This is a genomic window from Streptomyces sp. NPDC047880 (assembly GCF_040706515.1).
In the GTDB taxonomy this organism is placed as follows: domain Bacteria; phylum Actinomycetota; class Actinomycetes; order Streptomycetales; family Streptomycetaceae; genus Streptomyces.
In genome coordinates this window covers 262,664-285,672 of sequence record NZ_JBEZOK010000007.1, presented here as the reverse complement: position 1 = coordinate 285,672, position 23,009 = coordinate 262,664, and the positions used below count along the sequence as shown (strand labels likewise).

The 23,009-nt window shown below is 71.8% G+C and carries 19 protein-coding genes; 12 read left to right on the top strand and 7 right to left on the bottom strand.

Annotated features, from left to right (window positions below):
* Window positions 1-69 precede the first annotated feature (69 nt).
* Window positions 70-987, bottom strand: coding sequence for a MurR/RpiR family transcriptional regulator (locus AB0937_RS14430; RefSeq protein ID WP_366711817.1), 918 nt, complete (start codon window positions 985-987; stop codon window positions 70-72).
* Between the two features lie 155 nt (window positions 988-1,142).
* On the opposite strand from AB0937_RS14430, the gene AB0937_RS14425 reads away from it, so the two are divergent.
* A complete protein-coding gene (locus AB0937_RS14425; RefSeq protein ID WP_366711816.1) occupies window positions 1,143-1,304 on the top strand; it encodes a hypothetical protein in 162 nt (53 codons plus the stop codon).
* A 51-nt stretch (window positions 1,305-1,355) separates the two neighbouring features.
* Window positions 1,356-1,757 (top strand): DUF3662 domain-containing protein, encoded by a 402-nt coding sequence (locus AB0937_RS14420; protein ID WP_366711814.1) that lies wholly within the window; start codon window positions 1,356-1,358, stop codon window positions 1,755-1,757.
* A gap of 19 nt (window positions 1,758-1,776) precedes the next feature.
* On the opposite strand, the gene AB0937_RS14415 is transcribed toward AB0937_RS14420, so the two are convergent.
* The 3 genes from AB0937_RS14415 to AB0937_RS14405 form a co-directional block, all read right to left on the bottom strand.
* A complete protein-coding gene (locus AB0937_RS14415; protein ID WP_366711872.1) occupies window positions 1,777-3,309 on the bottom strand; it encodes a phospholipid carrier-dependent glycosyltransferase in 1,533 nt (510 codons plus the stop codon).
* A 168-nt stretch (window positions 3,310-3,477) separates the two neighbouring features.
* Window positions 3,478-5,394, bottom strand: coding sequence for a phosphatase PAP2 family protein (locus tag AB0937_RS14410; protein ID WP_366711813.1), 1,917 nt, complete (start codon window positions 5,392-5,394; stop codon window positions 3,478-3,480).
* Window positions 5,395-5,533: 139 nt separating this feature from the next.
* On the bottom strand, window positions 5,534-6,433 hold the full coding sequence (locus AB0937_RS14405) for a BadF/BadG/BcrA/BcrD ATPase family protein (protein ID WP_366711812.1): 900 nt from the start codon (window positions 6,431-6,433) through the stop codon (window positions 5,534-5,536).
* 271 nt (window positions 6,434-6,704) lie between these two features.
* Here AB0937_RS14405 and AB0937_RS14400 point away from each other — a divergent pair, with 271 nt between their 5' ends.
* The 5 genes from AB0937_RS14400 (at window position 6,705) to AB0937_RS14380 (ending at window position 13,093) form a co-directional block, all read left to right on the top strand.
* On the top strand, window positions 6,705-7,838 hold the full coding sequence (locus AB0937_RS14400) for an ROK family transcriptional regulator (protein ID WP_366711810.1): 1,134 nt from the start codon (window positions 6,705-6,707) through the stop codon (window positions 7,836-7,838).
* A gap of 273 nt (window positions 7,839-8,111) precedes the next feature.
* Window positions 8,112-9,440 (top strand): extracellular solute-binding protein, encoded by a 1,329-nt coding sequence (locus AB0937_RS14395; protein ID WP_366711808.1) that lies wholly within the window; start codon window positions 8,112-8,114, stop codon window positions 9,438-9,440.
* 121 nt (window positions 9,441-9,561) lie between these two features.
* On the top strand, window positions 9,562-10,473 hold the full coding sequence (locus AB0937_RS14390; protein ID WP_366711806.1) for a sugar ABC transporter permease: 912 nt from the start codon (window positions 9,562-9,564) through the stop codon (window positions 10,471-10,473).
* Window positions 10,470-11,372: a carbohydrate ABC transporter permease gene (locus tag AB0937_RS14385; RefSeq protein WP_366711805.1), complete on the top strand. Its 903-nt coding sequence runs from the start codon at window positions 10,470-10,472 to the stop codon at window positions 11,370-11,372. The genes AB0937_RS14390 and AB0937_RS14385 overlap by 4 nt, the downstream gene beginning before the upstream one ends.
* Before the next feature lie 2 nt (window positions 11,373-11,374).
* Entirely contained in the window at window positions 11,375-13,093 is a 1,719-nt protein-coding gene (locus tag AB0937_RS14380; protein WP_366711803.1) for a hypothetical protein, read from the top strand.
* Between the two features lie 61 nt (window positions 13,094-13,154).
* Here the strand turns inward: AB0937_RS14380 and AB0937_RS14375 are convergent, their stop codons facing one another.
* Entirely contained in the window at window positions 13,155-13,811 is a 657-nt protein-coding gene (locus AB0937_RS14375) for a nucleoside/nucleotide kinase family protein (protein WP_366711801.1), read from the bottom strand.
* Window positions 13,812-13,928: 117 nt separating this feature from the next.
* Here AB0937_RS14375 and AB0937_RS14370 point away from each other — a divergent pair, with 117 nt between their 5' ends.
* From AB0937_RS14370 to AB0937_RS14350, 5 genes are all read left to right on the top strand, one after another.
* Window positions 13,929-14,666 carry a beta-phosphoglucomutase family hydrolase gene (locus tag AB0937_RS14370; protein WP_366711800.1) on the top strand — a complete coding sequence of 246 codons (738 nt, stop codon included), beginning with the start codon at window positions 13,929-13,931 and terminating at the stop codon, window positions 14,664-14,666.
* Window positions 14,663-17,017: a glycosyl hydrolase family 65 protein gene (locus AB0937_RS14365; RefSeq protein WP_366711798.1), complete on the top strand. Its 2,355-nt coding sequence runs from the start codon at window positions 14,663-14,665 to the stop codon at window positions 17,015-17,017. Before AB0937_RS14370 ends, AB0937_RS14365 begins: the two co-directional genes overlap by 4 nt.
* Before the next feature lie 103 nt (window positions 17,018-17,120).
* Window positions 17,121-18,599 (top strand): hypothetical protein, encoded by a 1,479-nt coding sequence (locus tag AB0937_RS14360; RefSeq protein WP_366711797.1) that lies wholly within the window; start codon window positions 17,121-17,123, stop codon window positions 18,597-18,599.
* A gap of 74 nt (window positions 18,600-18,673) precedes the next feature.
* Window positions 18,674-19,519 (top strand): proteasome subunit beta, encoded by an 846-nt coding sequence (gene prcB, locus AB0937_RS14355; RefSeq protein ID WP_366711795.1) that lies wholly within the window; start codon window positions 18,674-18,676, stop codon window positions 19,517-19,519.
* Window positions 19,520-19,669: 150 nt separating this feature from the next.
* Window positions 19,670-20,107 (top strand): hypothetical protein, encoded by a 438-nt coding sequence (locus tag AB0937_RS14350; protein WP_366711794.1) that lies wholly within the window; start codon window positions 19,670-19,672, stop codon window positions 20,105-20,107.
* Window positions 20,108-20,389: 282 nt separating this feature from the next.
* Here AB0937_RS14350 and AB0937_RS14345 read toward each other — a convergent pair whose 3' ends face one another.
* A complete protein-coding gene (locus tag AB0937_RS14345; RefSeq protein ID WP_366711793.1) occupies window positions 20,390-21,358 on the bottom strand; it encodes a hypothetical protein in 969 nt (322 codons plus the stop codon).
* Window positions 21,359-21,369: 11 nt separating this feature from the next.
* Window positions 21,370-22,839 (bottom strand): APC family permease, encoded by a 1,470-nt coding sequence (locus tag AB0937_RS14340; RefSeq protein ID WP_366711792.1) that lies wholly within the window; start codon window positions 22,837-22,839, stop codon window positions 21,370-21,372.
* Window positions 22,840-23,009 lie beyond the last annotated feature (170 nt).

The window sequence follows — 23,009 nt, the reverse complement described above, 5'->3', positions numbered from 1 at the left end:
AGGAGCATGAAAACATTCATGCGTGCTTTGTTGCGGATGCTCCCCATGTGGGAACCGCCGTACGTATGCTCAGTCCCTGAGGAAGAACTGGTGCTGGTCGGCGACCTGCTCGTACTCCTCCAGACGCGCCTGGGTCCGCTCCGGATCCGCGTCGGTCATGGCCTGCAGCAGTGCCGAGCACATCACGCCCGGGGCGGCGTAGGAGTCGAAGACCAGCCGCGAGCCCGTCCCGATGGCGAAGACGACGTCGGCCTCGTCCGCCAGCGGCCCGAGCGCCAGGTCGGTGATCAGGGCGACCTTGAGCCCCGCGCCCCGCGCGACCCGGACCGCCGTCAGGGTCTCCTGGGCGTGCCGCGGCATGGAGAATGCCAGGACCCACGTGCCGCCCGCTTCCCGCGACTGCAGCAGCGCGTCGTAGGCGACGCTGCCGCCCCGCGTCACGAGGCGTACGTCCGGATGGATCCGGCGGGCGGCGTAGGCGAAGTACTCGGCGAGCGAGACGGAGATGCGCAGCCCGAGGACCGTCAGGGGGGCGGACGAGGACAGCTTGCGGCCGATGTCGATGACCAGGTTCGGGTCGGCCAGGTCGCGCCGGAGGTTCTCCAGGTTCTCGATCTCGGCGTCGACCGCCGCCTGCAGCTCGTTGCCCCGCAGTTCCTCGGCCGGGCCGATCGCGAGGGTGCCCAGCGCGATCGACTGCAGTTTCTCCCGCAGCGCCGGGTAACCGCTGAAGCCGACCGCCGAGGCGAACCGCGTCACCGAGGGCTGGCTGACGCCGACCCGGTCCGCGAGGTCCGTGATCGACAGGAACGCCGCCTCGGTGATGTGCTCGATCAGGTACTGCGCGATACGCCGCTGCCCCGGGGACAGCCGGGGCCGGTCGAAGAGCGTCCTGAGCTGGGCGGACGGGGAGACCTCCGCTTCGGGGGCGGCCTTCCCCGAAGTGATCGCGGATGCCTGTGCGCGTGCCTGCTGCGGCGATGGCAACGGTGCGCCTCCTTCGTCTCCCACGGACGTTCAACATAGCTCACGCACATGGTGACCAGGGCTTCTCCGGGCGGCATGAGCCGCCCCGCGGGGGGTTACCCGTACGCCGGGCGGGAACCCGCCGCCGCACACGACCGAGGAAGGAGCCGTTCGCCATGACCGTCCCGGAGGAGAGCCGGCCCAAGACGCAGACCACCGACGAACTGCTGGAACGGCAGGACGAGACCCGCACCCGCCCGCCGGGCGCGACCGGCCGCACGATGCGTGAGGCGCTGGAGGAGGCCGAGGTGCGCCCCGACGACTACGACGAACGCTAGGGACACCCCCACCCACGACCGAACCACGACGCTTCCGGCAGGAGAGACGGCATGAGCGCGCTGAGTGCGCTGGAACAGACCCTGGAGAACCGCTGGGACGCGCTATGGGCGCGGCTCCTCGACAAGGAACCGGTCGAGGTCCTCGACGCCCTGCGGCGCGAGTGCGACGACAACGCCGTCGTCTGCCGTGAGGGCCGCGTCATGGTCCCCAACGCCTACGACGTGGAACTCCCCGACGACGTGCACGACCATCTGACCCGCACCGGTACCGACGTGGGGCAGGCCCTCACCGACCGCCTGTCCCGCCACGCGGAACGCCGCGGCTACGAGTTCGCCGGCCCGCTGGCCGTCCACGTGGCGAGGTGCCCCGACGTGCCCAACGGCCGCTACCGGGTGGCGAGCAGGGTCATGCAGCACGTGAGCGCGGACGGGTTCTTCTACGCGATGCACTGACGTACCCGCGCCACGGCACTCAGCGGCGGTACAGCGTGATCGAGTGCCCCACGTCGTCGACGGGGCGGCTGCCGCCGATCAACTCGGCCAGCCGCCCCGTGGCCTTCGCGGCCGCCGAGTCCGACACGGCCAGCAGCCCCCGCACCTCACGGACCGGCACCCGCCGTGGATCCGACGCCTCGATGCCGTAGGAGGAGGGCACCCCGCCGCCCTTGTACACGAGCCACACCCGCTCACCCGGATACCGCTCCCGCAGCCGCTGCGCGAGCCGCCCGAGGTCCTGTCCCCAGTCCACGTTCGAGTCGTGCAGCCACTCCCGGGTCCTGTCCGGCCCCCCGAACGCCTCGTTGGAATACGGCAGATAGTAGGGGTACGCCCGCACCGAACTCAGCGCGACGAACACGACCAGTACCGCCACCCCCGAGGACACCCACCGCGACCGCACCACGAGCACGCACCCCGCGGCCACCGCCAGGAACAGCGGCAGGACGAGGGCGTACCGGGTGCCGAAGTTCCGTGCTCCCTGCATGGCCGCCACCAGCAGCACCAGGGGAACGGCCAGCACATACGGTGCGGCAGGGCGCAGCCGCCGGACCGCTACGACGGCCGCGGCGCCCCCGGCCCACGAGGCGAGCATCCCCAGCGGCGTCTTCACGAGCAGCGCGGCCGGCAGGTAGTACCACCGCGAGCCGTCGTACAGCCGCCCGAAGAGGAACCCCTGCCACGGCCGGTTCTCCAGCCCGAACTGCACCCGCATCCCGTCCCGGTAGGCCTCCGGGAACGGCATCGCCTCCACCAGCAGCCCCCGCAGCCCGTGCACCACCGGCACGTGCTGCTCCGGGGCCCAGCGCAACCGCGGATCGACCACCAGATACGTGACCCACACGACGGCCACCGCGACCAGGACGACCCCGCCCGCAGCCGCGGCCGCTCTGCGCCGGCTGCCTCCCGGCGACCGCAGGACGGACACGGCGGCCAGCACCATCAGCACCGGCACGGCGGGCAGCACGCTCATCTTCGTGGCCAGGGCCGCGCCGAGCGCCGTCCCCGCGAGCGGCACGTACAGCCGTGGCGCACGGCGCGCCCGCCACACCAGCCACGCCGCAGTCAGCACGAACCCGGCGGACGGCACGTCCAGCGTGGCGAGCGAGCCGTGGGCGATGACGTCGGGGGAGAAGCAGTACAGCGCGAGTGCGGCCAGCCCCGCGCCGGTCCCGGCCAGTTCACGGGCGAAGGCGAAGACCACCAGCCCGAACGACAGGGTCAGCGCGATCACCGGAAGGCGGGCCCACAGCATCAGCCGCCAGGTGTCGTTGCCCGACCCGTACAGCAGATGCCGGCCCAACCGCCCCTGGTCCCCGGTGAAGCGCGGGTCGATGTGCGGATCCGCGAGGGCGACCCCCGCGCCGATGACCAGCTTGCCGAGCGGCGGATGCTCCGGGTTGTGCCGCAGCCGGTGCTCGTGCACGTACTCCGCGGCCGCCCCCACGTACACCGGTTCGTCGATCGTCGGGGTCTGCTGCACGGCGGTCGTGACCATCGCGAACGCCATCTGCGCGAGCAGCACCACCACCAGGAGGAGCACCGGCCGGCGTCTGCCCGGGCGGGGCGTGGCGTCGGCCCGTGCCGGGCGCGACGGCGACACGGGCCGCGGAACGGCGGGAGCGATCCGGAGGTCCCACATGGACCCACTCTGCATCAGCCCCCGCCGAAGTAAGCGCTACCGCCGCACGAGCCGCACCGACAGACCGTCAGCCGTGTGCAGGGGCACGGCCCGCAGCGTCTCCGAATCCAGCTCGACTCGGTCGAACCGGCCGCGCAGCCGAGAAGCCGCCAGGACGGGAACGGTCGTCCCCACGACCGGCGGCCGCCCGGTGCCGAGGCGCAGCGACAGCACACTGCCCCGGCCCAGCAGAACCCGCCCGCTCACCGACAGGGCCGGGCCGTGGTCCTTGCGCAGCGTCAGCTCCAGCGTCGACTCGCCCTCCTGGACGTACGAGCCGCTCACCCGCAGCACCGGGTCCACGCGGAGCGTGCCGCCCGTGACGTGGACGTCGCCCTCGCCCAGAGCGCGCGGCGACGCGGCCACCAGCGTTCCGGCCTCCAGGGTGGTCCCGCCGTGGTAGCGGTTGTGGCCCGTCAGGGTGAGCGTGCCCGAACCGCGCTTGGTCAGAGCGCCGCAGCCGTCGATGTCGTTGCGCCAGCTGTCGGCCGCGTGGAAGCCCCCGGCCGTCGCGTCCTGCGTCACGGTGACGTCCCGCTCGAAGGCCCCGTAGCCGTCGGCCGCGGCGAACAGGTTCAGCCGGCCCCACTGCTCGAAGCCGTCCAGCAGGACGTACCCGGAGGGCAGCGCGGTCGTCCGCAGCACCTCCCGCCGCTGTTCGGCGGTCAGGTACGGCAGCCGCGTCTCCAGCAGCACCTCCGCGCCCTTCGGCACCGTGAGCGGGTCCCTGCGGCCGCGGCGGGGCAGGACGTACGTCAGCCGGGGCCGGACCGCACGGGCGTTGGCGTCCCGGTCGGCGTAGGGGTCGGTGCCGGTGCCCGCCGAGTGCGCGTACGCGTACAGGGAGTCGGGCGTGGTGCCGGTCCTCTCCGTGAAATAGGCCAGGGCCTGTGCGCGGGCGGCTGCCTTGAGGCCGGCGTTCGCCGGGTCCGCGAGAGTCGCGGCGGCCAGGGCGGTGGCCATGATCCGGCCGCCGAGCACGTCGACGGGGGAGTGCATGCCGGCGACGATCCGGGTGTGGGCGAGCTCCAGGGCGCGCGTCACCAGCTCCTGGAAACGCTCCGGCACCGCGTACGCGTAGGCCAGCGACGCCAGGTGCAGGGCGTTGGTGTGGCCACTGGGGAAACCACCGTCGTCGGCGGGCTTGTCGCCGCGCTGGCGCAGCAGCTGCGGGGCGACGACGACCTTCGACTCGTACACCGGGAAGCCGAACTCGTCCGTCCGTCCGGTGTCGACGACCTCGCTGTCCTCGTTCATCCGCCACGGGCGCGGGTACTGGTAGGCGAACTTGGCCGGGTTGCCGGAGGCCCAGTTGCCCCGCAGGGTGTCCACCAGCCGCGCCACCTGGCCGAGTTCGGAGTCGTAGGAGCCCGCGCCCAGCGCGGAACCGGCCGGGGCGTCGGCGGGCACCGCGTCGTTCACCTTGGCCGGCGGTGTGCCCTCCGGGGCGCCGGTGATCGACGTGACCGCCTTGGCACCCGACTTGTACAGCGCGGCGAGCGGTCCGAGGCCGTCGATCATCGAGTAGCTCTGGTGCTGGCGGTCGATGACGAAGGCCCGCTCGGCCTCCGCGTCGGTGCGCTCGGCGGTGATCCGCTCGCAGTAGCGCACGTTGGCGCGCAGGATCTCCGGCATGAGCGGTGCGCCGGTGTTCCAGTCGCCGGTCTTCCACATCTCGGCGAAGCCCCCCAGAGCCCGGACGACCGCGTTGGTCTCGGGGGTCCGGTTCGTCAGGAGGTTGGTCTTGTAGTCGTCGACGAACGCGGCGGGGGCGGTGGCGGCCTTGGCGTCCGCGGCGCCCAGCCACCCGACGAAGGCCGGCGCGGCGACCAGGGCGGCCGAGCCGCCCAGCGACGTTCTGAGGAACCCCCTGCGGTTCAGGGTGGGGGAGTGGTGCCCGGCGGATGACGGCATGGACGTGCCTCTCTTCAGTTCTGCGGCGACGTGGCCGGGGAAGTCGTGCGATCTTGAGTGATGCGAAGGCCGGATGCCGTCCCCTCGACGAGGGGTATGGGGCCGGGACCCGTACCGCTGGTGAACGCGCGGCCCCGCCTCACAGGAGCGACCGGGCCAGCGCCACCGCGCCCTCGACCGGTGGCACCTCCAGGCTCCTGGCACGGGCCGTGGGCACCGTTTCGGCCAGGGCGGTGATGAAGGCGTCGTACAGACCGGGCTGGGACAGTACCGTTCCGCCCGCGACGACCACATCGTCGACGGCGGCCCCGCGGGCGGCGAGCCGGTAGACCAGCATGGCCAGCGCTCCTGCGGCCTCGTCGATCACGGTCCGGGCGAGCGCGGAGCCCGCGGAGGCTGCCGCGAAGACGACGGGAGCGTGCCGGCCCCACTCGGCGGAGACATCCGTGGCCCGCTCCAGGGCCGCGCCGAGCGCGGGCACTTCGGGCACGTCGAGCGAGGTGATGAGCCCGAGCGCGAGCGCGTCGGGCCGTTCCCCGCGGTCGTGGGCGGCCCATACGGCCCGTGCCGCCTCCCGGACGAGACCGGCGGCGCCGCCCTCGTCGCCGAGGACCGCGCCCCAGCCGCCCACCTGGACGGCGGTGCCGTCGGGCAGCCGCCCCACCGCCACCGAGCCGGTGCCGGCGACCAGGCCGACGCCCTTGTCCAGTCCGGCCGCGGGGACGAGGAGCTGCGCGTCGCCCACCACCAGGGCGGGCGCGTCGAAGTGCTGCCGGAGCGCGGCGCGTATCAGCTCGCACTGGCGGGGGGTCTCACAGGCATGCCCGCCGACGGCCATGGCAAAGGGGCGGGCGCCCGCCGGGAGCGCGTCGGTGACCAGCGAGGTCAGCCACCGGGCGGCGGCCGCCGGGTCGTGCGGCCGCCAGCCGGCGCTCGCACGGACCTGGTCGGCCACGGGGGCGTCGCCCGCGAGCGCGCGCAGATGCGTCTTGGTGCCGCCCACGTCGATGCCGACCACAAGGGGCGCGAAGTCCTGCACGGAACCTCTTTCGTCGTTGCGCTGTGCTGCGACGGCGGGCGAACCGTGCCTGGATGAGGGGCAGTTGGAGAAACAGGGAAGCCCCGGGACGGGCTTCTGGCGGAGCACGGCAGGCGAGTACCGTGATGTTCGTTAGGAAGTTAACTAACGAAGTACAGTGCGTCAAGAGCAATCCCTTCGCCGCCTCCCGTGGAGACGACCCGAGACGATCCGAGACGATCGATCCGGGAGTGCGGCCCGTCACCCGTTGGGGGAACTGTTGGAACCTGACGTGGCAAGAGGCCCCCGTCTGACCGAGAGCGCCGGCGCGGTGTTCGCCGTCCTGGCCGACGCCGGCCGGGCGACCCGGCCGCAGCTCGCGAGCCTTGCGGGCCTGTCCAAGCCGACGGTGTCCTCGGCCGTCGCGGAACTGGAGGGCGCCGGGCTCGCCGCCCACTCCGGCACGGCCTCCAGCGGCACGGGACGCAACGCCGCCGTCTACCGCCTCGGGCCGGCCGCGGGGGCCGTGCTCGCCGTCGACCTCGGCCCCGACGTCACCCGGGTCCGGGGCTGCGCCCTGGACGGCACGCTGCTCGCCGACGCCGCCGGCTCCCGGGCGGACGCCGCCGACGTCGTGCGCGAGGCGCTCGACGCGCTGCCCGCCGACGCCCCGCTGCGGACCATCGTCGTCGCCGTCGGTGACGTCACCGCGCCGCGTGCGGAGGGTGCCGGTGTACGTCCGGCGACCGCCAAGGCCGGTCCCGTCTTCGACGCCGTGGCCGTCGCGCTCCCGCCGGGCGTCCCCGTCCACCTCGAGAACAACGTCAACTGCGCCGCCCTCGCCGAACTGCACGAAGGGGCCGCCCGGGGCCGGAACACCTTCGGCTACCTGCGCATCGGCGTCGGCATCGGCCTCGGCATCGTCGTCGGCGGCCAGGTGCTGCGCGGAGCGAACGGTGCCGCAGGTGAGCTGGCCCGGCTGCCCTACCCGTGGGACGACGGCCGGGAGCCCCGCCATGAAGCCCTGGAGGAGTACATCGGCGCGCACTCCCTGCTGCGACGCGCGGCCCGGGCCTGGCCGGACGGCGACGGGCCGTGCCCGGCCACCGCCGAGGAGCTCTTCGCCCTCGCCGAACAGGGCCGTGCCGCCGCCCGTGCCGTCGTCGACCGCCATGCCGTGGACGTGGGCCGGCTGGCCGCCGCCGTGACCGCCGTACTGGACCCGGGACTGGTCGTGCTGGGCGGCAGCACCGGCGCGTACCCACGGCTCCTGCCCGGGGTCCGGGCCGAGCTCGCCCGGCTGAGCTGGCCCACCGAAGTCGTCAGCAGCACGGTCGGCGATCTCGGCACCGTCGTGGGTGCCGCCCGACTGGCGGTTTCCCGAGGAGTCCAAACCGTGACCCAGGTCGCGGGGACGAAGGATTGACGGCTTCCAACTCGATCTGCCAATGTCCGGACAAGCGCTTTCTGAGTCGGCCGGGACGCCGACTCCGGGTGAGCCTCCCGCCCGTACGCGAAGTACGGCAGACGCACGAGGGCGTGCTTGTGCGACGCCGGCCGGCATGGCCGGGGACACCACCCGTCAAGGCGACGCGGCCGGGCGAGGCCGTGCCCCCGGAAAGCGAAATTCCTGCAAAACGCACCCGTGCCGCCTCGGCTGGCGCCGTGCTTCTTCCGCTACGAAGAAAAGGGATCGAAGATGATCAGTGTGGGTGTGCGGCGCTCCCGCCGACTCGGCCGCGGTGGTATACGCCGCGTTGTTCCCCTCGCTGCCGTGGCCACGGCAGGTGCTCTTCTGCTCTCCGCCTGCGGCTCGGGGTCCGACTCGGGCGGGACCTCCACGTCGCTGACGTTCTGGATCTCCACGGTTCCGGGGCAGGACGCGGGCTGGAAGAAGATGGTGTCGCAGTACAAGAAGGACACCGGTGTCACCGTCAAGCTCGTCAACATCCCCTACGACGGGTACCCGACGAAGCTGCACAACGCCGCCCAGGCGAACTCCCTGCCCGATGTGGCGGCCGTGCCGGCGCTGGACCCGATCTGGTCGAGCAAGCTGATCGACCTCAGCTCCATCGCCAACAAGAAGAGCAACAAGATCAACGCCAACTTCCTCGCCAAGGACTCGTCCGGGAAGGTGCTGTCCATCCCCTCGGACGTCACCGCGTCGGGCATGTTCATCAACAAGACGCTGTTCAAGAAGGCCGGCGTCTCCTTCCCGACCTCGCCGCAGAAGACCTGGACCTGGACCGAGTTCATCGAGGCGGCGAACAAGGTCCGCGAGAAGACCGGCGCCAAGTACTCCCTGACCTTCGACCAGTCGCCGTCCCGGCTGCGCGCCATGGTGTACGAGATGGGCGGGAAGTACGTCCACGCCGACTCCTCCGGCACGTTCTCGGTGGACGCGGCGACCAAGAAGGCCGTGAACACCTTCGTCGGGTGGAACGACAACAAGACCATGCCGAAGTCGGTGTGGACCAGCGGCGCCGACCCGTCCGCCATGTTCCAGAGCGGTGACGTCGTCGCCTACTGGTCCGGCGTGTGGCAGGTCGCCGCCTTCTCCGAGAGCATCAAGAAGTTCGACTGGGCCAGCGTCCCCACTCCCGCACAGCCGGTGCAGGCCAGCGACGTCAACAGCGGCGGCATGATGGTCGGCTTCAACAACAACGGTGACGCGGCCACCGCCGCCCAGAAGTTCCTGTCCTGGATCTACGAGCCGGACAACTACCGCGTGCTGTGCGAGGCCTCCGGGTTCCTGCCGGTCGAGAACGGCCTGAACCCGAAGTACCCCTTCACCTCCGAGGCGGCGCAGGCGGCGTTCAAGCTGTACAACGAGTCGATCCCGCTCTACGCCCCGATCTCCGGCTACTTCAACGGCGCGCAGACGCAGTGGGTGCTGAAGGGCAAGAGCCTCACCGAGGACCCGACCAAGACGGAGCTCGGCAAGGCGATCAACGGCCAGCAGTCGCCCGACAAGGCCCTGGAGAACATCGTGGCCGGCTACAACCAGCAGGTCGGCGGCGGATCGTAGGAGGCGGTGCCGGGCGGCGGGGAGTGAGACACCGCCGCCCGGCCCTGGACGCGCCCCGCGATGGACGGGCTCATGGCGTGAGCCCACCTGCAATCCCTTCCACCAGCACGGAGTCAGGAAGATGACAAAACGCGCCTCGGACGTGTCCGCGAGCCCGCCCAGGAGACGCAGTAAGTACACCCTTGCGCCGCTCGTCCTCATCGCGGCCAACGTCGTGCTCTTCGCGCTGTTCTTCGTCTGGCCGGCGGTGATCGGGCTCCTCTACTCCTTCACGAACTACACGGGCGTGGGGGTGTTCCAGTGGGTCGGACTGGGCAACTACCAGAACCTGTTCGGGGACTCCACGTTCTACGACGCGCTGAGCCGGACGCTGCTGTACACCGTCCTCTTCGTCCCGCTGAACTTCGCGCTCTCGCTGCTCGCCGCCAACCTGGTGGTGAACAAACACGCCAAGGGCTCGTCGGTCGCCCGTGTCATCTTCTTCATCCCGTGGCTGCTGTCGCCCATCGTCGTCGGCGTCCTGTGGCGGTGGCTGTTCGGCGAGAACTTCGGACTGGTCAACTACGTCATCGAGAAGCTCGGCGGCGGCGCCGTTCCCTGGCAGTCGAACGCGGACCTGTCGCTGCTGGTGGTGGTGATGGCGGCGGCCTGGGCCTGGACTGGTTTCACGATGCTGCTGTTCATCGCGGCCATCAAGAACGTCCCGGTGTCGTACTACGAGGCGGCCGAGCTCGACGGCGCCGGTCCGTGGCGCAAGTTCATCAGCATCACGCTGCCGAGTATCGCGCCCACCTCGTTCATCGTCATCCTGCTCAACACGATCAACGCGATGAAGGAATACCCGGTGTTCGTCGCCCTCAACAACGGCGGACCCGGAACGTCGAACAACCTGCTGGTCCAGTACATCTACGAGACCGGCTTCAAACGGGGCCAGATCGGCTACGCGAGTGCCGCGTCGTTCGTGCTCATGCTCATCCTGATGGCCGTCGCGATCGTCCAGCTGATCGTCAACCGGCGGGTGGAGAACCGATGACAACCACAGACATGCCACGCCCGCTCGACGCCGATGCCGAACAGCCCGTCTCCAGGAAGCGGCCCCGCAACGCGGCCACCGGCGGGCTCCGGCGGGCGGTGCCCGCGACGGCACTGCTGTGGATCCTGGCGTGCCTGTACGGTCTGCCGGTGCTGTGGTTCATCCTCAGTTCCCTCAAGCCGTCCAGTGACCTGTTCTCGTATCCGCTGACGCTGGTCCCGCACAACCCCACCCTGTCGGGATTCAAGGCCGCGTGGGACAGTGCGAACTTCTCCCAGTACTTCATCAACACGGCCATCGTGTGTGTGATCACGACGATTCTCACGGTGGGTGTCAGCTGCTGCACCGGGTACGCGCTGGCCAAGTACGACAACAGGTGGCTCAAGGTCTTCTTCATCTGCATCCTGGCCACCACGATGCTGCCGTCCGAGGTCATGCTCGCCCCGGAGTTCCTGGTGGTCCGCAACCTCGGCCTCTACAACTCGTTCGCCGGCATCATCCTCCCGGCCGTGCTCACCGCGACCGGATGCTTCATGTTCCGCCAGTTCTTCCTGACGGTTCCCGACGAACTCGTGGAGGCCGCGCGCATCGACGGCGCCCGCGAACTGTCGATCTTCCTGCGGATCATGGTGCCGCTCTCCCGGCCCATCATGCTGACCCTCGCCATCCTGTCCTTCCAGTGGCGCTGGAACGACTACATCTGGCCGCTGCTGATGCTCAACGACCCCAACAAGTTCACCGTGCAGATCGGCATCCAGAGCATCGTCGGCGCGCAGAACATCAACTGGTCGGTACTGCTCGGCGCATCGGTCATCTCCATGATCCCCCTGATCGCCATCTTCCTGGTCTTCCAGCGCTACGTCATGGGCGCCGACATCAACGCCGGACTGAAGGACTGACCTTGCCCACCCCGCTCGACCACGAGTTCCTCCGTGCGGCGGCCGGGGCCGCCGACCGCGAGGCCGCCCCGCTGGCGGCCGCCCCCGACACGGAACCCGCAGGCGTGGCCCACCGCACCCTGGCACGCCGGGTGAAGACGCTGATCGCGGCCTACCGGTCCCCGCACTCGGCACTGCACGGCAGCGTGCGGGCCGTCGCCGCCGCGACGACCCACCTGCGCGCCCTGCGCGCCGCGCAGACGCCCACCGGCCTGTTCGCCGGCGGTGACAACGTGCAGTCCCCGCCGGACTCCGCGTTCACCGTCAACGACGTGTGCGACGCGCACGTGCTGGCCGCCGGCGCGGGCCCGGAACTGCGCGACGTCACGGCCGCGCTCGCCGGGATCGCCCGCGCCGCGTCGGGCAGTCTCCTGACCGGTGGCGTACACACCCCCAACCACCGCTGGGAGCTGTGCGCGGCGCTGGCCCGGCTGCACCGGTCGTTCCCCGACGACCGGCTCCGCGACCGCGTCGAGGAGTGGCTCTCCGAGGGCGTCGACATCGACGCGGAGGGCCTGTACTCGGAGCGGAGCGCCAACTACGCCGCCCACGTGTCCAACCCGTCGCTGCTGCTGCTGGCCGACGTGCTCGACCGCGCCGACCTGCGGGACGCCGTCGAACGCAATCTCGCCGCGACTCTGGACCTCATCAGTCCGGACGGCACCGTGGAGACCGTCCTCTCCCGACGGCAGGACCAGAACCGGCCGTTCCCGCTGGCGCCCTACCTGCCGCACTACCGGCTGCTCGCGATCCGCACCGGCCGGGGCGACTTCAGCCGGGCCGCGCGGCTGGCGGCGGCCGGCGGCATCGACGACCCCGGCCTGCTCGCCGGGACCCTCCTCACCCCCGACCTGTGCCGGCCGCTGCCGGCCCCGGCCGCGCAGACACTGCCCCGCGAGCGGTACCTCACCACCGCGCGCCTCGCCGTACGCGCCTCGGCCACCGCGCACACGGTGGTGTACGGCGGCTCCGACGTGCCGGAGCACCGGCGCATCCGCTCGGGCCTCGCCTGCAATCCCACCTTCATGCGTCTGTTCGCCGGCGACGCGGTCCTGGACGCGGTCCGTCTCTCCCGGGGATTCTTCGACCTGGGCCCGTTCCGCGCCGCCGAGGTGCAGCGGCCCGCCGACCACCGCTACCGGCTGACCGAGACCCTCACCGCCGCCTACTACCAGCCGCTGCCCCCGGACCTGCGGCGGGACGACGCCTCCTACCGCGTGGCGGACGAGGGACGCTTCTCGGCCGCGATGTCCTTCGCGGACCGGCCCCGGGACGAGATCTCCCACACCACCCGGGTCGAGGTGGACCTTCGGGAGGACGGCGCCGACCTGCGGATCGACCTCAGCGGACCACGGGTGCCCTGGGCCCTCGAACTGACCTTCCGCCCGGGTGGCGTGCCCGAGGGCGCCGCACCGCTCGGCGACGGGCGCTGGTGCCTGACGGCCGGGCCGGTGACCTACCGGGTCGGTGACGACGAGATCAGGATCGAGGCCGACGTCGAGGCGGGCGAACCGCTGGCCGGACGGGACCGGAGCGACCTGCTGGGGTACGACCCGGGACAGGACTACACCGTGGTCGGCGGCACCGACGCGACGACGGGGAACCGCGTCTACCTCGGTGGGCACGGCCCGCAGACGCTGACCCTCGCACTGCGCGCCCACCGGTCCGCACCTCTCGCGTGAGCGGACGACCCACGCCGTGACCACCCCCACGGGCAGGGCGGCGGGGACGTCCGAGGGGTGGTCAAGCCCGCGGGCACGGCATCGCCGGCTCCGGGACCAGCAGGTCCGCCCGCCCGCGGGTCGCCGCGACCAGCTCGGCGTTGCGCTCGTCCGAGCGTGACACCCACGCCACCGCCTCCTCGTGCGTCTTGCCGAACCGCTCGTGGCGGACGACCAGGCGGCGGACGCGCTCGCGCTCGGGCAGCTCGCAGAACCACACCTCGTCGAGGAGGGGGCGCACGCGGGACCAGGAACCGGTGCGCAGGAGCAGGTAATTGCCCTCGGTGACGATCAGTCGGGCGCTCGGGTGCACCGGGATGGCACCCGCGATCGGCTGTTCGAGGACTCGTTCGAAGCCGGGCGCGTAGACGACGTCGTCGCCGGGCTCGTCGCGCAGTCGCCGCAGCAGGGCCGCGTACCCCGCCGCGTCGAACGTGTCGGGTGCCCCCTTGCGGCCCCGGCGGCCGAGGCGCTCCAATTCGGCGTCGGCGAGGTGGAAGCCGTCCATGGGGACGTGCGCGACCCAGGGGTCACCGGTGCCGTTCAGCTCCCGCACCAGGTGCTCGGCGAGCGTCGACTTGCCCGCGCCGGGACTGCCCGCGATCCCGAGGATCGCACGGTTGCCGTCCCGGGGGAGGGCCCGGGCGCGGTGGAGGAGATCGTCGAAGGTGAGCGGCACACGGAGAGTCTGTCACCCGGGCCGGGCCCGAACGCCGGGCGTCCCGCCCCTCTCGCGCCCCCGGCGTGTGGCGTGCGCCACTCACTGGAACATCCCCGCAGGGGGAACCGGTCCTGTATGACGCAGCTCGGTCTTCCCGAAAGCATCCACGCCTGTCTGTTCGACCTCGACGGCGTCGTCACCAAGACGGCCGTCGTGCACGCGGCCGCCTGGAAGGAGATGTTCGACGCCTTCCTGCGCGAGCGCGACGGCGCGGACTTCCGGCCGTTCGACGCGGCGGACTACGACGAGTACGTCGACGGGCGGCCACGCGCAGACGGCGTGCGCACGTTCCTCGCCTCCCGCGGCATCGACCTGCCCGACGGCGACCCCGACGACCCCCCGGGCGCCGAGACCGTGCACGGCCTCGGCAACCGCAAGAACGAGCTGGTCCTCGAGAAGATCCGGACCGACGGCGTCGAGGCCTACGACGGCACCCTGCGCTATCTGGAGGCCGTCCGCGCCCACGGACTGAGCACCGCGATCGTCTCCTCCAGCGCCAACTGCCGCGACGTGCTCCGCTCGATCGGCGCCGAGCACTTCTTCGACGTGCGCATCGACGGCGTCGTCGCCGCCGAGCGCAAGCTGCCCGGCAAGCCGCACCCCGACACGTTCCTGGCCGCCGCCGAGGACCTCGGCGTCGAGCCCTCCGAGGCCGCCGTCTTCGAGGACGCCCTGGCCGGCATGGACGCGGGCCGCGCGGGGCGGTTCGGATACGTCGTCGGAGTCGACCGGGTCGGTCAGACCGACGCGCTGTACCGGCACGGCGCCGACATCGTGGTGCAGGACCTCGCCGAACTGGGGGGCGCGCAGTGATCACACAGCGGGCCTACGACGTCGAGCCCTGGACCGTACGCGAGACGCAGCTCGACCTCGACGTCCTGGCGCAGAGCGAGTCCGTCTTCGCCCTGTCCAACGGGCACGTCGGCTGGCGCGGCAACCTCGACGAGGGCGAACCCCACGGACTGCCCGGCTCCTACCTCAACGGCGTCCACGAACTGCACCCGCTGCCGTACGCCGAGGCCGGCTACGGCTACCCCGAGTCCGGCCAGACCTCCATCAACGTCACCAACGGCAAGGTGCTGCGCCTCCTGGTCGACGACGAGCCGTTCGACCTGCGCTACGGGCGGCTCGTCACCCATGAGCGCACGCTCGATCTGCGGCGCGGCGTGCTGGAGCGGGTCTGCGAATGGACCAGCCCGGCCGGCTCGACCGTCCGGGTGCGCTCCACGCGGCTGGTGTCCCTCACCCAGCGCGCGATAGCCGCCGTGGCGTACGAGGTGGAACCCGTCGACAGCCGGACCCGTGTGGTCGTCCAGTCGGAACTCGTCGCCAACGAGAGCCTGCCCGAGCCGGACGGCGATCCGCGTGCCGCCAAGGCACTGAAGTCGCCGCTGGAGCCGGAGGAGGACCTCGCCGAGGGCAGCAGGCTACGGCTGGTCCACCGCACCCGCCGGAGCGGACTCAGGGTCGCCGTGGCCGCCGACCACACCGTCGCCGGTCCCGAACGGACCACCACCAGCAGCGAGAGCAACGTGGACGTGGCGCGGCTGACCGTCACCTCAGTCCTGGAACCGGGGGAGCGGCTGCGCGTGGAGAAGCTGGTCGCGCACGGCTGGTCCGGCGTCCGCTCCCGGCCCGCGATGAGCGACCAGGTCGAGGCGGCCCTCGCCGCGGCCGGGCACAGCGGCTGGCAGGGACTCCTCGAGGACCAGAAGGCGTACCTGGACGACTTCTGGGCGCGCGCCGACGTCGAGATCGACGGCGACGAGGAGATCCAGCAGGCCGTCCGCTTCGCCCTCTTCCATGTCCTCCAGGCCGGTGCCCGGGCCGAACAGCGCGCCATCCCCGCCAAGGGACTCACCGGCTCCGGCTACGACGGCCACGCCTTCTGGGACACCGAGGCGTTCGTGCTGCCGCTGCTGACCCACACCGCGCCGAAGGCCGCCGCCGAGGCCCTGCGCTGGCGCCTCGACACCCTGCCCGCCGCCCGGGAGCGCGCCACCCAACTCGGTCTGCGGGGCGCCGCGTTCCCGTGGCGGACCATAGAGGGCTCGGAGGGCTCCGCGTACTGGCCGGCCGGCACGGCGGCCTTCCACGTGGGCGCCGACATCGCCGACGCCGTCGTGCGGTACGTGGCCGTCACCGGCGACGAGACCTTCGAACGCGAGGCCGGCGTGGAGTTGCTGGTGGAAACCGCCCGGCTGTGGCGCTCCCTCGGCCACCACGACGACCGGGGCGTCTTCCACATAGACGGCGTCACCGGACCGGACGAGTACAGCGCCATCGCCGATGACAACACGTACACCAACCTCATGGCCCGGGCGAACCTGCTGGCCGCGGCCGACGCCTGCAAACGCCACCCCGACGAGGCCGCGCGGATCGGCGCAGACGACGAGGAGACGGCCGCCTGGCGGGCCGCCGCCGAGGCCATGAACGTCCCCTACAACGACGAACTCGGCGTGCACGAACAGCACGCGGGCTTCACCCGCCACCAGCGCTGGGACTTCGACCGTACCGGCCCGGACCGGTACCCCCTGATGCTGCACTTCCCCTACTTCGACCTGTACCGCAAGCAGGTCGTCAAGCAGGCGGACCTGGTGCTGGCGATGTACACCTGCGGCGCCTTCTTCGAGGAGTACTTCGGCGAGGAACAGATCGCCCGCAACTTCGCCTACTACGAGCCGCTGACCGTCCGCGACTCCTCCCTGTCCGCCTGTGTCCAGGCCGTCATGGCCGCCCGCTCCGGCCATCTCGACCTGGCCGCCGACTACACGGCAGAGGCCGCGCTGATGGACCTCGGCGACCTGGAGCACAACACCCGCGACGGACTGCACATCGCCTCGCTGGCCGGCACCTGGATGGCGCTGGTCGCCGGGTTCGGCGGCATGCGCTGCAGCGACGGCTCCCTGCGATTCGCGCCCCGCCTCCCCAGGCGCTACCGCCGGCTCGCCTTCACGGTGGGCTTCCTCGGCCGGTGCCTGCGCGTGGAGGTGACCCCCGACCGGGCCACGTACACCCTGAACTCCGGCCCGCCCCTGACCCTCCACCACCACGGGAGCGAACTGACGGTGAGCGAGGACGCCCCCGTCTGCAGGCCCATCCCCGAGCTGACCCACCGTCCGGCACCGAGCCAGCCCCCGCACCGCGCCCCGCACGCCCGCTGACCCGCGTCCGCGGGTCAGGCAGTCGGCCCAGTTCCGCCCTGCACACCCCGGCCCGGCGGGTTAGCTTGATCGGGATTTCCGATCATCGGGGAAGGGGCGGCACATGCCGGACGGCGCGAACGCCATCCTCGTACGAAGGCGACGACGCGACCGGGCGGCCGCGCCGCGTACCCCCCGCGGGGCGCGCGGCGCGCCGCCCCTCGCCGCCCTGGCGGCCGTCTTCGCCCTCGCGCAACTCGTCCTCGTCCGGCCCGTCCTGGGCCTGGGCTGGGACGAGATCGTCTACGTCAGCCAGGTCACCTCGCACCACCCGGCGGCCTTCTTCAGTGCCCCCCGCTCCCGCGGCGTCTCGCTGCTGGTCGCGCCGGTCGCGTCCTGGTCGTCGTCCGTCCCGCTGCTGCGCGTCTACCTGGCCCTGCTGTCCGGCCTCGCCCTCTACCTGGCCCTGCGCGCCTGGCGGGGGCTGTTCCCGCCCCGCGTCCTGGTCGTCGGCGGGGCCCTCTTCGCCTCCCTGTGGATGACTGTCTTCTACGGTCCGCAGGCGATGCCCAACTACTGGGTCGCGATCGGCGCCCTGATCAGCGTCGGCTGCTTCCTGCGGGTGCGGGCGGAGCGTTCCTCGCCGGCTCTCCTGTGGGGCCTCGCGGCCGGCGCCGCGCTCATGGCGTGGATGCGTCCCACCGACGCGGTGTACGTGGCCGTGCCGCTGCTCGTCCTCGCTCTGGTGCGCCGCAATTGGCGGCTCCTCCTCGTGCTCGCGGCGGGGCTCGCGGCGGGCGCCGTCCCGTGGGTGGTCGAGGCGTACCTCGACCACGGCGGCCTGGGGGCGCGGCTGGCGGAGGCCTCCCGGATCCAGGGCGGACTGGGCTGGCAGATCGCCGTCGACGACCAGCTGCGCAGCCTGGGCGGGCGGGCCCTGTGCCGGCCGTGCACCGGGTCGATGCCCAGCCCCCTGGTCACCGTCTGGTGGTTCGCCCTGCCCGTCCTCGCCGGACTCGCCCTGGTGGTCGCGGCGCGGGCCCGGCGTCTGGAGCGGACGCTGGTCCCGCTGGCCTGTGCGGCCACCGCCGCGGTGCCGTATCTCTTCATGATCGGCTACGCGGCGCCGCGCTTCCTCCAGCCGGCCTACGCGCTGCTCGCGATCCCGGTCGCCGACGCGCTGTGGCACCTGGTCAGGAGCCCGGGCGGAGCGTGGCGCCCGGTGGCCGCCCCGCTCGTCGCGCTCGCCCTGGCCGGGCATCTCGCGGCACAGCTCGCCGTGCTGGACGGTGCCGTGGCCCGCAACACCGAGAGCCGCCGCGACTGGGCCCGCACCGCGGACACCCTGCACCGGCTCGGTGTCCGCCCGCCCTGCCTGCTGACCGGCCACGAGGCCATCCCCCTCGCCTACTACACCGGCTGCTCCTCTGGGGCGACGTCCGGGAACAACGAGAACATGACGGTCGCCGGCGTCCTGCGCACCGCGGACCGTCTCCCGGTCGCCCACCTCGCGGCGGCCGGCGACAGCCCGGCCCGCTACGCCCGTTCCTGGCCCGTCCACCGGATCTCGGACCTGGACGTCCGCGTCGCGCCGGGCCGCTGACACCGCGGGTCGCGTTTCCCGCCCGCCCGGCTCAGGTAGGAGTCGGTTGACGGTCACGATCGAGGGGGAACGGCATGGCGGCGAGCGAGCACGAGGGCAGGCTGGCGGAGGAGTTCTTCACACCGGGCTCCTCCTTCTCGGAGTTCCTGGCGGCCCACCGTCCCGAACTGCTGAGCACCCGGCGCGTCCTCCCGGACGGCGTCCGCGCCGAGGGCGCTCCCCACGGCACGACCGTGCTGGCCCTCACCTACCGGGACGGCGTGCTCATCGCGGGCGACCGGCGGGCGACGATGGGCAACCTCATCGCCCAGCGTGACCTGGAGAAGGTGCACCCGGCCGACGACCACTGCGCGGTGGCCTTCGCGGGCACCGTCGGGCTCGCAGTGGACATGGTGAAGCTGTATCAGGTCGAGCTGGCGCACTTCGAGAAGATCGAGGGCATCCCCATGACCCTCGCCGGGAAGGCGACCCGGCTCGCCACGATGATCCGCAACAACCTGGGCCAGGCCATGCAGGGTCTCGCGGTCGTCCCGCTGCTCGCCGGTTACGACCTCGCGGCGCCCGAGGGGGAGCGGGGCCGCATCTTCTCCTTCGACGTCGTCGGCGGCCGCTACGAGAAGTCCGGCTTCCACGCGGAGGGCTCCGGATCGCCGTACGCCCGGGGCGCGCTGAAGAAGCTGTACCGCCCCGGCATGTCCCGCCGCGAGGCGGCCCTGACCGCCCTGCAGTCGCTGTACGACGCCGCCGACGACGACTCCGCCACCGGCGGCCCCGACCTCACCCGCCGCATCTACCCGATCGTCTCGGTCATCACCGAGGACGGTTTCGAGCGGCTGTCCGAGGCGGAGACGGAGGAGCTCAGCCGCGAGATGGCCGAGCATCGCCGCACCCGGCCGGACGGACCGAACGCCGAGGTCTGACACCGGACGGCTCCACCCGCCGCCCGGCGGAGTTTCCGGTTCCATGGACAAGACCTGTCACGGGCTTTACTGCACATGACTTGCAGGTACTGATGGATGGCGAGAGGCTGTCACCGCAGCCGTCCGTCCGACAGAAAGACCTTCCCCCCGATGACGGCCGCCCCTGAGTCCACTCCGCCCCTCCCCGCCCCGGCCCCCGCCCAGCGCACGGCCCGGCGCCGCGTCCGCACCTCCATGACGCGGTGGGAGTGGACCAGGGCCGGGGGGATGGTGGCCGTCATCCTGGCGCTGCATGTGATCGGCTGGTTCACCCTCGTCATGGTCGTCGCCCCGCAGCACCATGCCATCGGCCTGTCGGTCGCCGTGGCCCTGCTCATCGGAACGGTCGAACTCCTCGGCCTCCTCGCCGCACGTCTCGACCTGCACGGCCCGTTCCGGGACCTGATCTCCGGACTCGATCTCAACGTCCTCGGCTATGTCGTCGTCGCCCCGTCCTTCGTCACCTGGGCGGTGGCGCTGGTGGTGTGGAGGGCCGGACGCATCGAGCAGAAGTGGTCGGGGGACCTGAGCGGGCCGCAGGGCTCCTAGTGCCGCGGAAGGCGACGTTCGCCCCGTCGCGACGCCCGGCACGCCCTCTCGCCGTACCGGCCGAAAGCCCGAGTACCCCCCGTACGAGGGCTTCCGGCCGGCATGCCGAGAGCACGCACCGGACGCCGCTCCTTCACGGGCGAACGTTGCCTGCCGCGGCACTAGGTTGTCCGCACAGTCCCGTCGTCCGCCCGGTGGGCGGGCCGCGCGGCGTCTGCGGCGAGAGGGCGCGCCAGGCGTCGCGCGGCAGGCGGGACTGTGCGGACACGACATGACGGGTGCTCACGCCCCCAGCCGCAACTCCTTGCGCCACTTGGTGATCTGCTTCTCCGCATCGCCCGTGTACGACCAGGGAGCGCGGGTTGCGCGGGGTCCCAGCATGCCCAGCAGGACGCCCGCGATGTCCCTGGCGCCGGCGGAACAGGCCGCGTGAGCGAGGTAGTTGAAGTCGCGGAGTTCAGCGGGCGCGATCCCGGTCTCCGTCCGGGCCATCACCCAGCGCTGCCAGGTCCGCCGCAGGTCACTCGCCGCGCCGTCATGGCTCCAGTGCTGTGAGAGGCCGACGGCGGAGTGCCTGCCCTGTGCCGCGTCCAGAGCGAAGCGGTACTCCTCGACCCGGGCGTACTGCACCAGCACCGGCAGCGGACAGCCAGGTGGCGCCACTCCGGCCGCGTCCCGGGCGAAGTCGTACATCAGGCCGTGCGTGCCGTGCCAGCGCGCCGAGTAGTAGTGCAGCACCTGGAGGTGCCCCTCGACGCTGTACGGGTCCCGCCCCTGCAACTCGTCCCACCAGCGCCCCAGTTCCTGCCGGCGCACTCCCGTCGGGTACAGGCGCGCCACCGAGATCAGCGACACCCACGGCGTCGGATCCTCCGGGTAGGCCTCCGCCGCGGTCAGGCAGGCCAGCACCGCGGCGTCCACACGCTGCTGGTCGATCGGCACGCCCCGGCCCGCCGCGATGGCCACGTTGAAGGTGCGGGCCGTCTCCGTCGCCGCCCGCAGCACCAGCGCGTCGGTGCTGTGCGGATCGGCCGAGAGCCAGGACTCCACCGTCGAACTGCCCGCACACACCTGCGCGAGCTGCCGGATCCGGTGCCCACGGGCCGCCCAGCCGGTTCCGCTGCCGGCCAGCAGGTCCCGCAGGCCCTGCCAGCGGCCGATCACGACGTCCTGGCGGGCGGAGGTGAGATCGGTGTCCCCGCAGTCGGGGTCGAAGTCGGGAGTGAATCCGCGTCTGAGCCCGCGTGCCATCGAAGTCCCCCTCAGAAGTCGGTGGACAGACCCTCGTGGACCCGGGCGTGTGCGTCCTGTTCGTCGGGGACGTAGTCCGTCTCGACCGCCCGCGAGGCGTCGAGCTTGGCGGGCCGGTAGTAGTCGCTGCCCTGTCTCCAGTACCAGAGCATCGGGACCAGCCCGGCCGCGAGCCCGCCGATGCCGATCGAGATCGCGGCGCCGCTCAGCTCACCCAGCGACTCCACGAACACCCAGAACATGAACAGGGCACCGCACAGCGGCCACAGACCGCCGAAGAGGAAGTTGGCCGGGGACTTCAGCAGCGTCTTGCGGTACGCGACGACCACCGCGAGCCCTGCGAGGCCGTAGTAGACGGCGATCTGCAGGCCGATCGCCGAGATGGCGTCGGAGAGGATGTCGCCCACCGATCCCAGGGCGTTGGAGGCGACGAACATCGCCAGCGCCACCGACCCGACCACCACGATCGCCACCCAGGGCGTGTTCCACCGGCGGTGCACCCTGCCGAGCGCCGACGGCATCGTGCGGTCCCGGCCCATCGCGAACAGCGAGCGTGTCACCTGGATCAGCGTCGTCTCCAGCGTGGCGATGGTGGAAAGCATCACCGCCACGATGAGCAGCTTGCCGCCCCAGCCCGGCCAGATCTCCTCGCCGAGCACCGCCAGCACGTTCGCGTCGTTCTCCTCGATCTGCTTCGAGGACAGGATCACGTTCACCGCGATGGTGAACACCTCGAACAGCAGGAAGACGACGCCCACCCCGATCAGGCCCGCGAGGCCCGTCGTGCGGCGGCTGTTGCGGGTCTCCTCGCTGAGGTTGCTGGTGACGTCCCAGCCCCAGTAGTAGAACGCGGCGATGAGCGCGCCCGAGGCGAAGCCGGCCATCCCGTCGAAGTGGGAGAAGCCGAGCCAGGACCAGTCGAAGGCGCGGGCGTTGCCCGTGTGGAAGAGGGCCAGAATCGCGAACAGCGCCAGGATGATCAGCTCGACACCGGACATGACCAGCTGGGCGCGGACCGTGAGCCGGGCGCCACCGAGCACCACGCACAGCATGACGACGAACCAGGCCGCGCCGACCAGAGTCGACAGCGCGGTGTTGTCCGCGAGGCCTTCGTCGAAGAGGGCGAGCGTCATCGATCCGGCGGGCAGCGACCCGGCCACCATGAAGATCGTCGCCGAGATCACCAGCGCCCAGCCGCTGATGAAGCCCAGGAACGGGTGGAGCGTGCGCCCCACCCACGAGTAACTGGCGCCGGCGTTCACGTCGATCCGGCCGAGGTAGCTGAACGCCAGCGCGATGCCCAGCATGGGTATCGCGCAGTACAGCAGGGCGGCCGGACTCGCCAGTCCCACCGCGCCGACCAGGACGGCGGTGGTCGCGGCCAGCGAATACGCCGGTGCGCTGCCGGCGACCGCCATCACCACGGTGTCGAACGTGCTGAGGACATTGGCCTGCAGTCCTCTGCCCCTGCTGTAGCTCATGGATGCGCTGCTTTCACTTGTGCGCGACCGGAGGCGGGCAGGCCGTCCCGGCGGCGTAGGGGGGTGGGGGTGGAGCTCGCCGCCGGACGGAAGGATGGGTGGCCCCTGGCTCGGTGGCGATGACAAAAGGGGTGGCGGATACCGTGCTGCCGCCGCGTCGGCAACCGGTC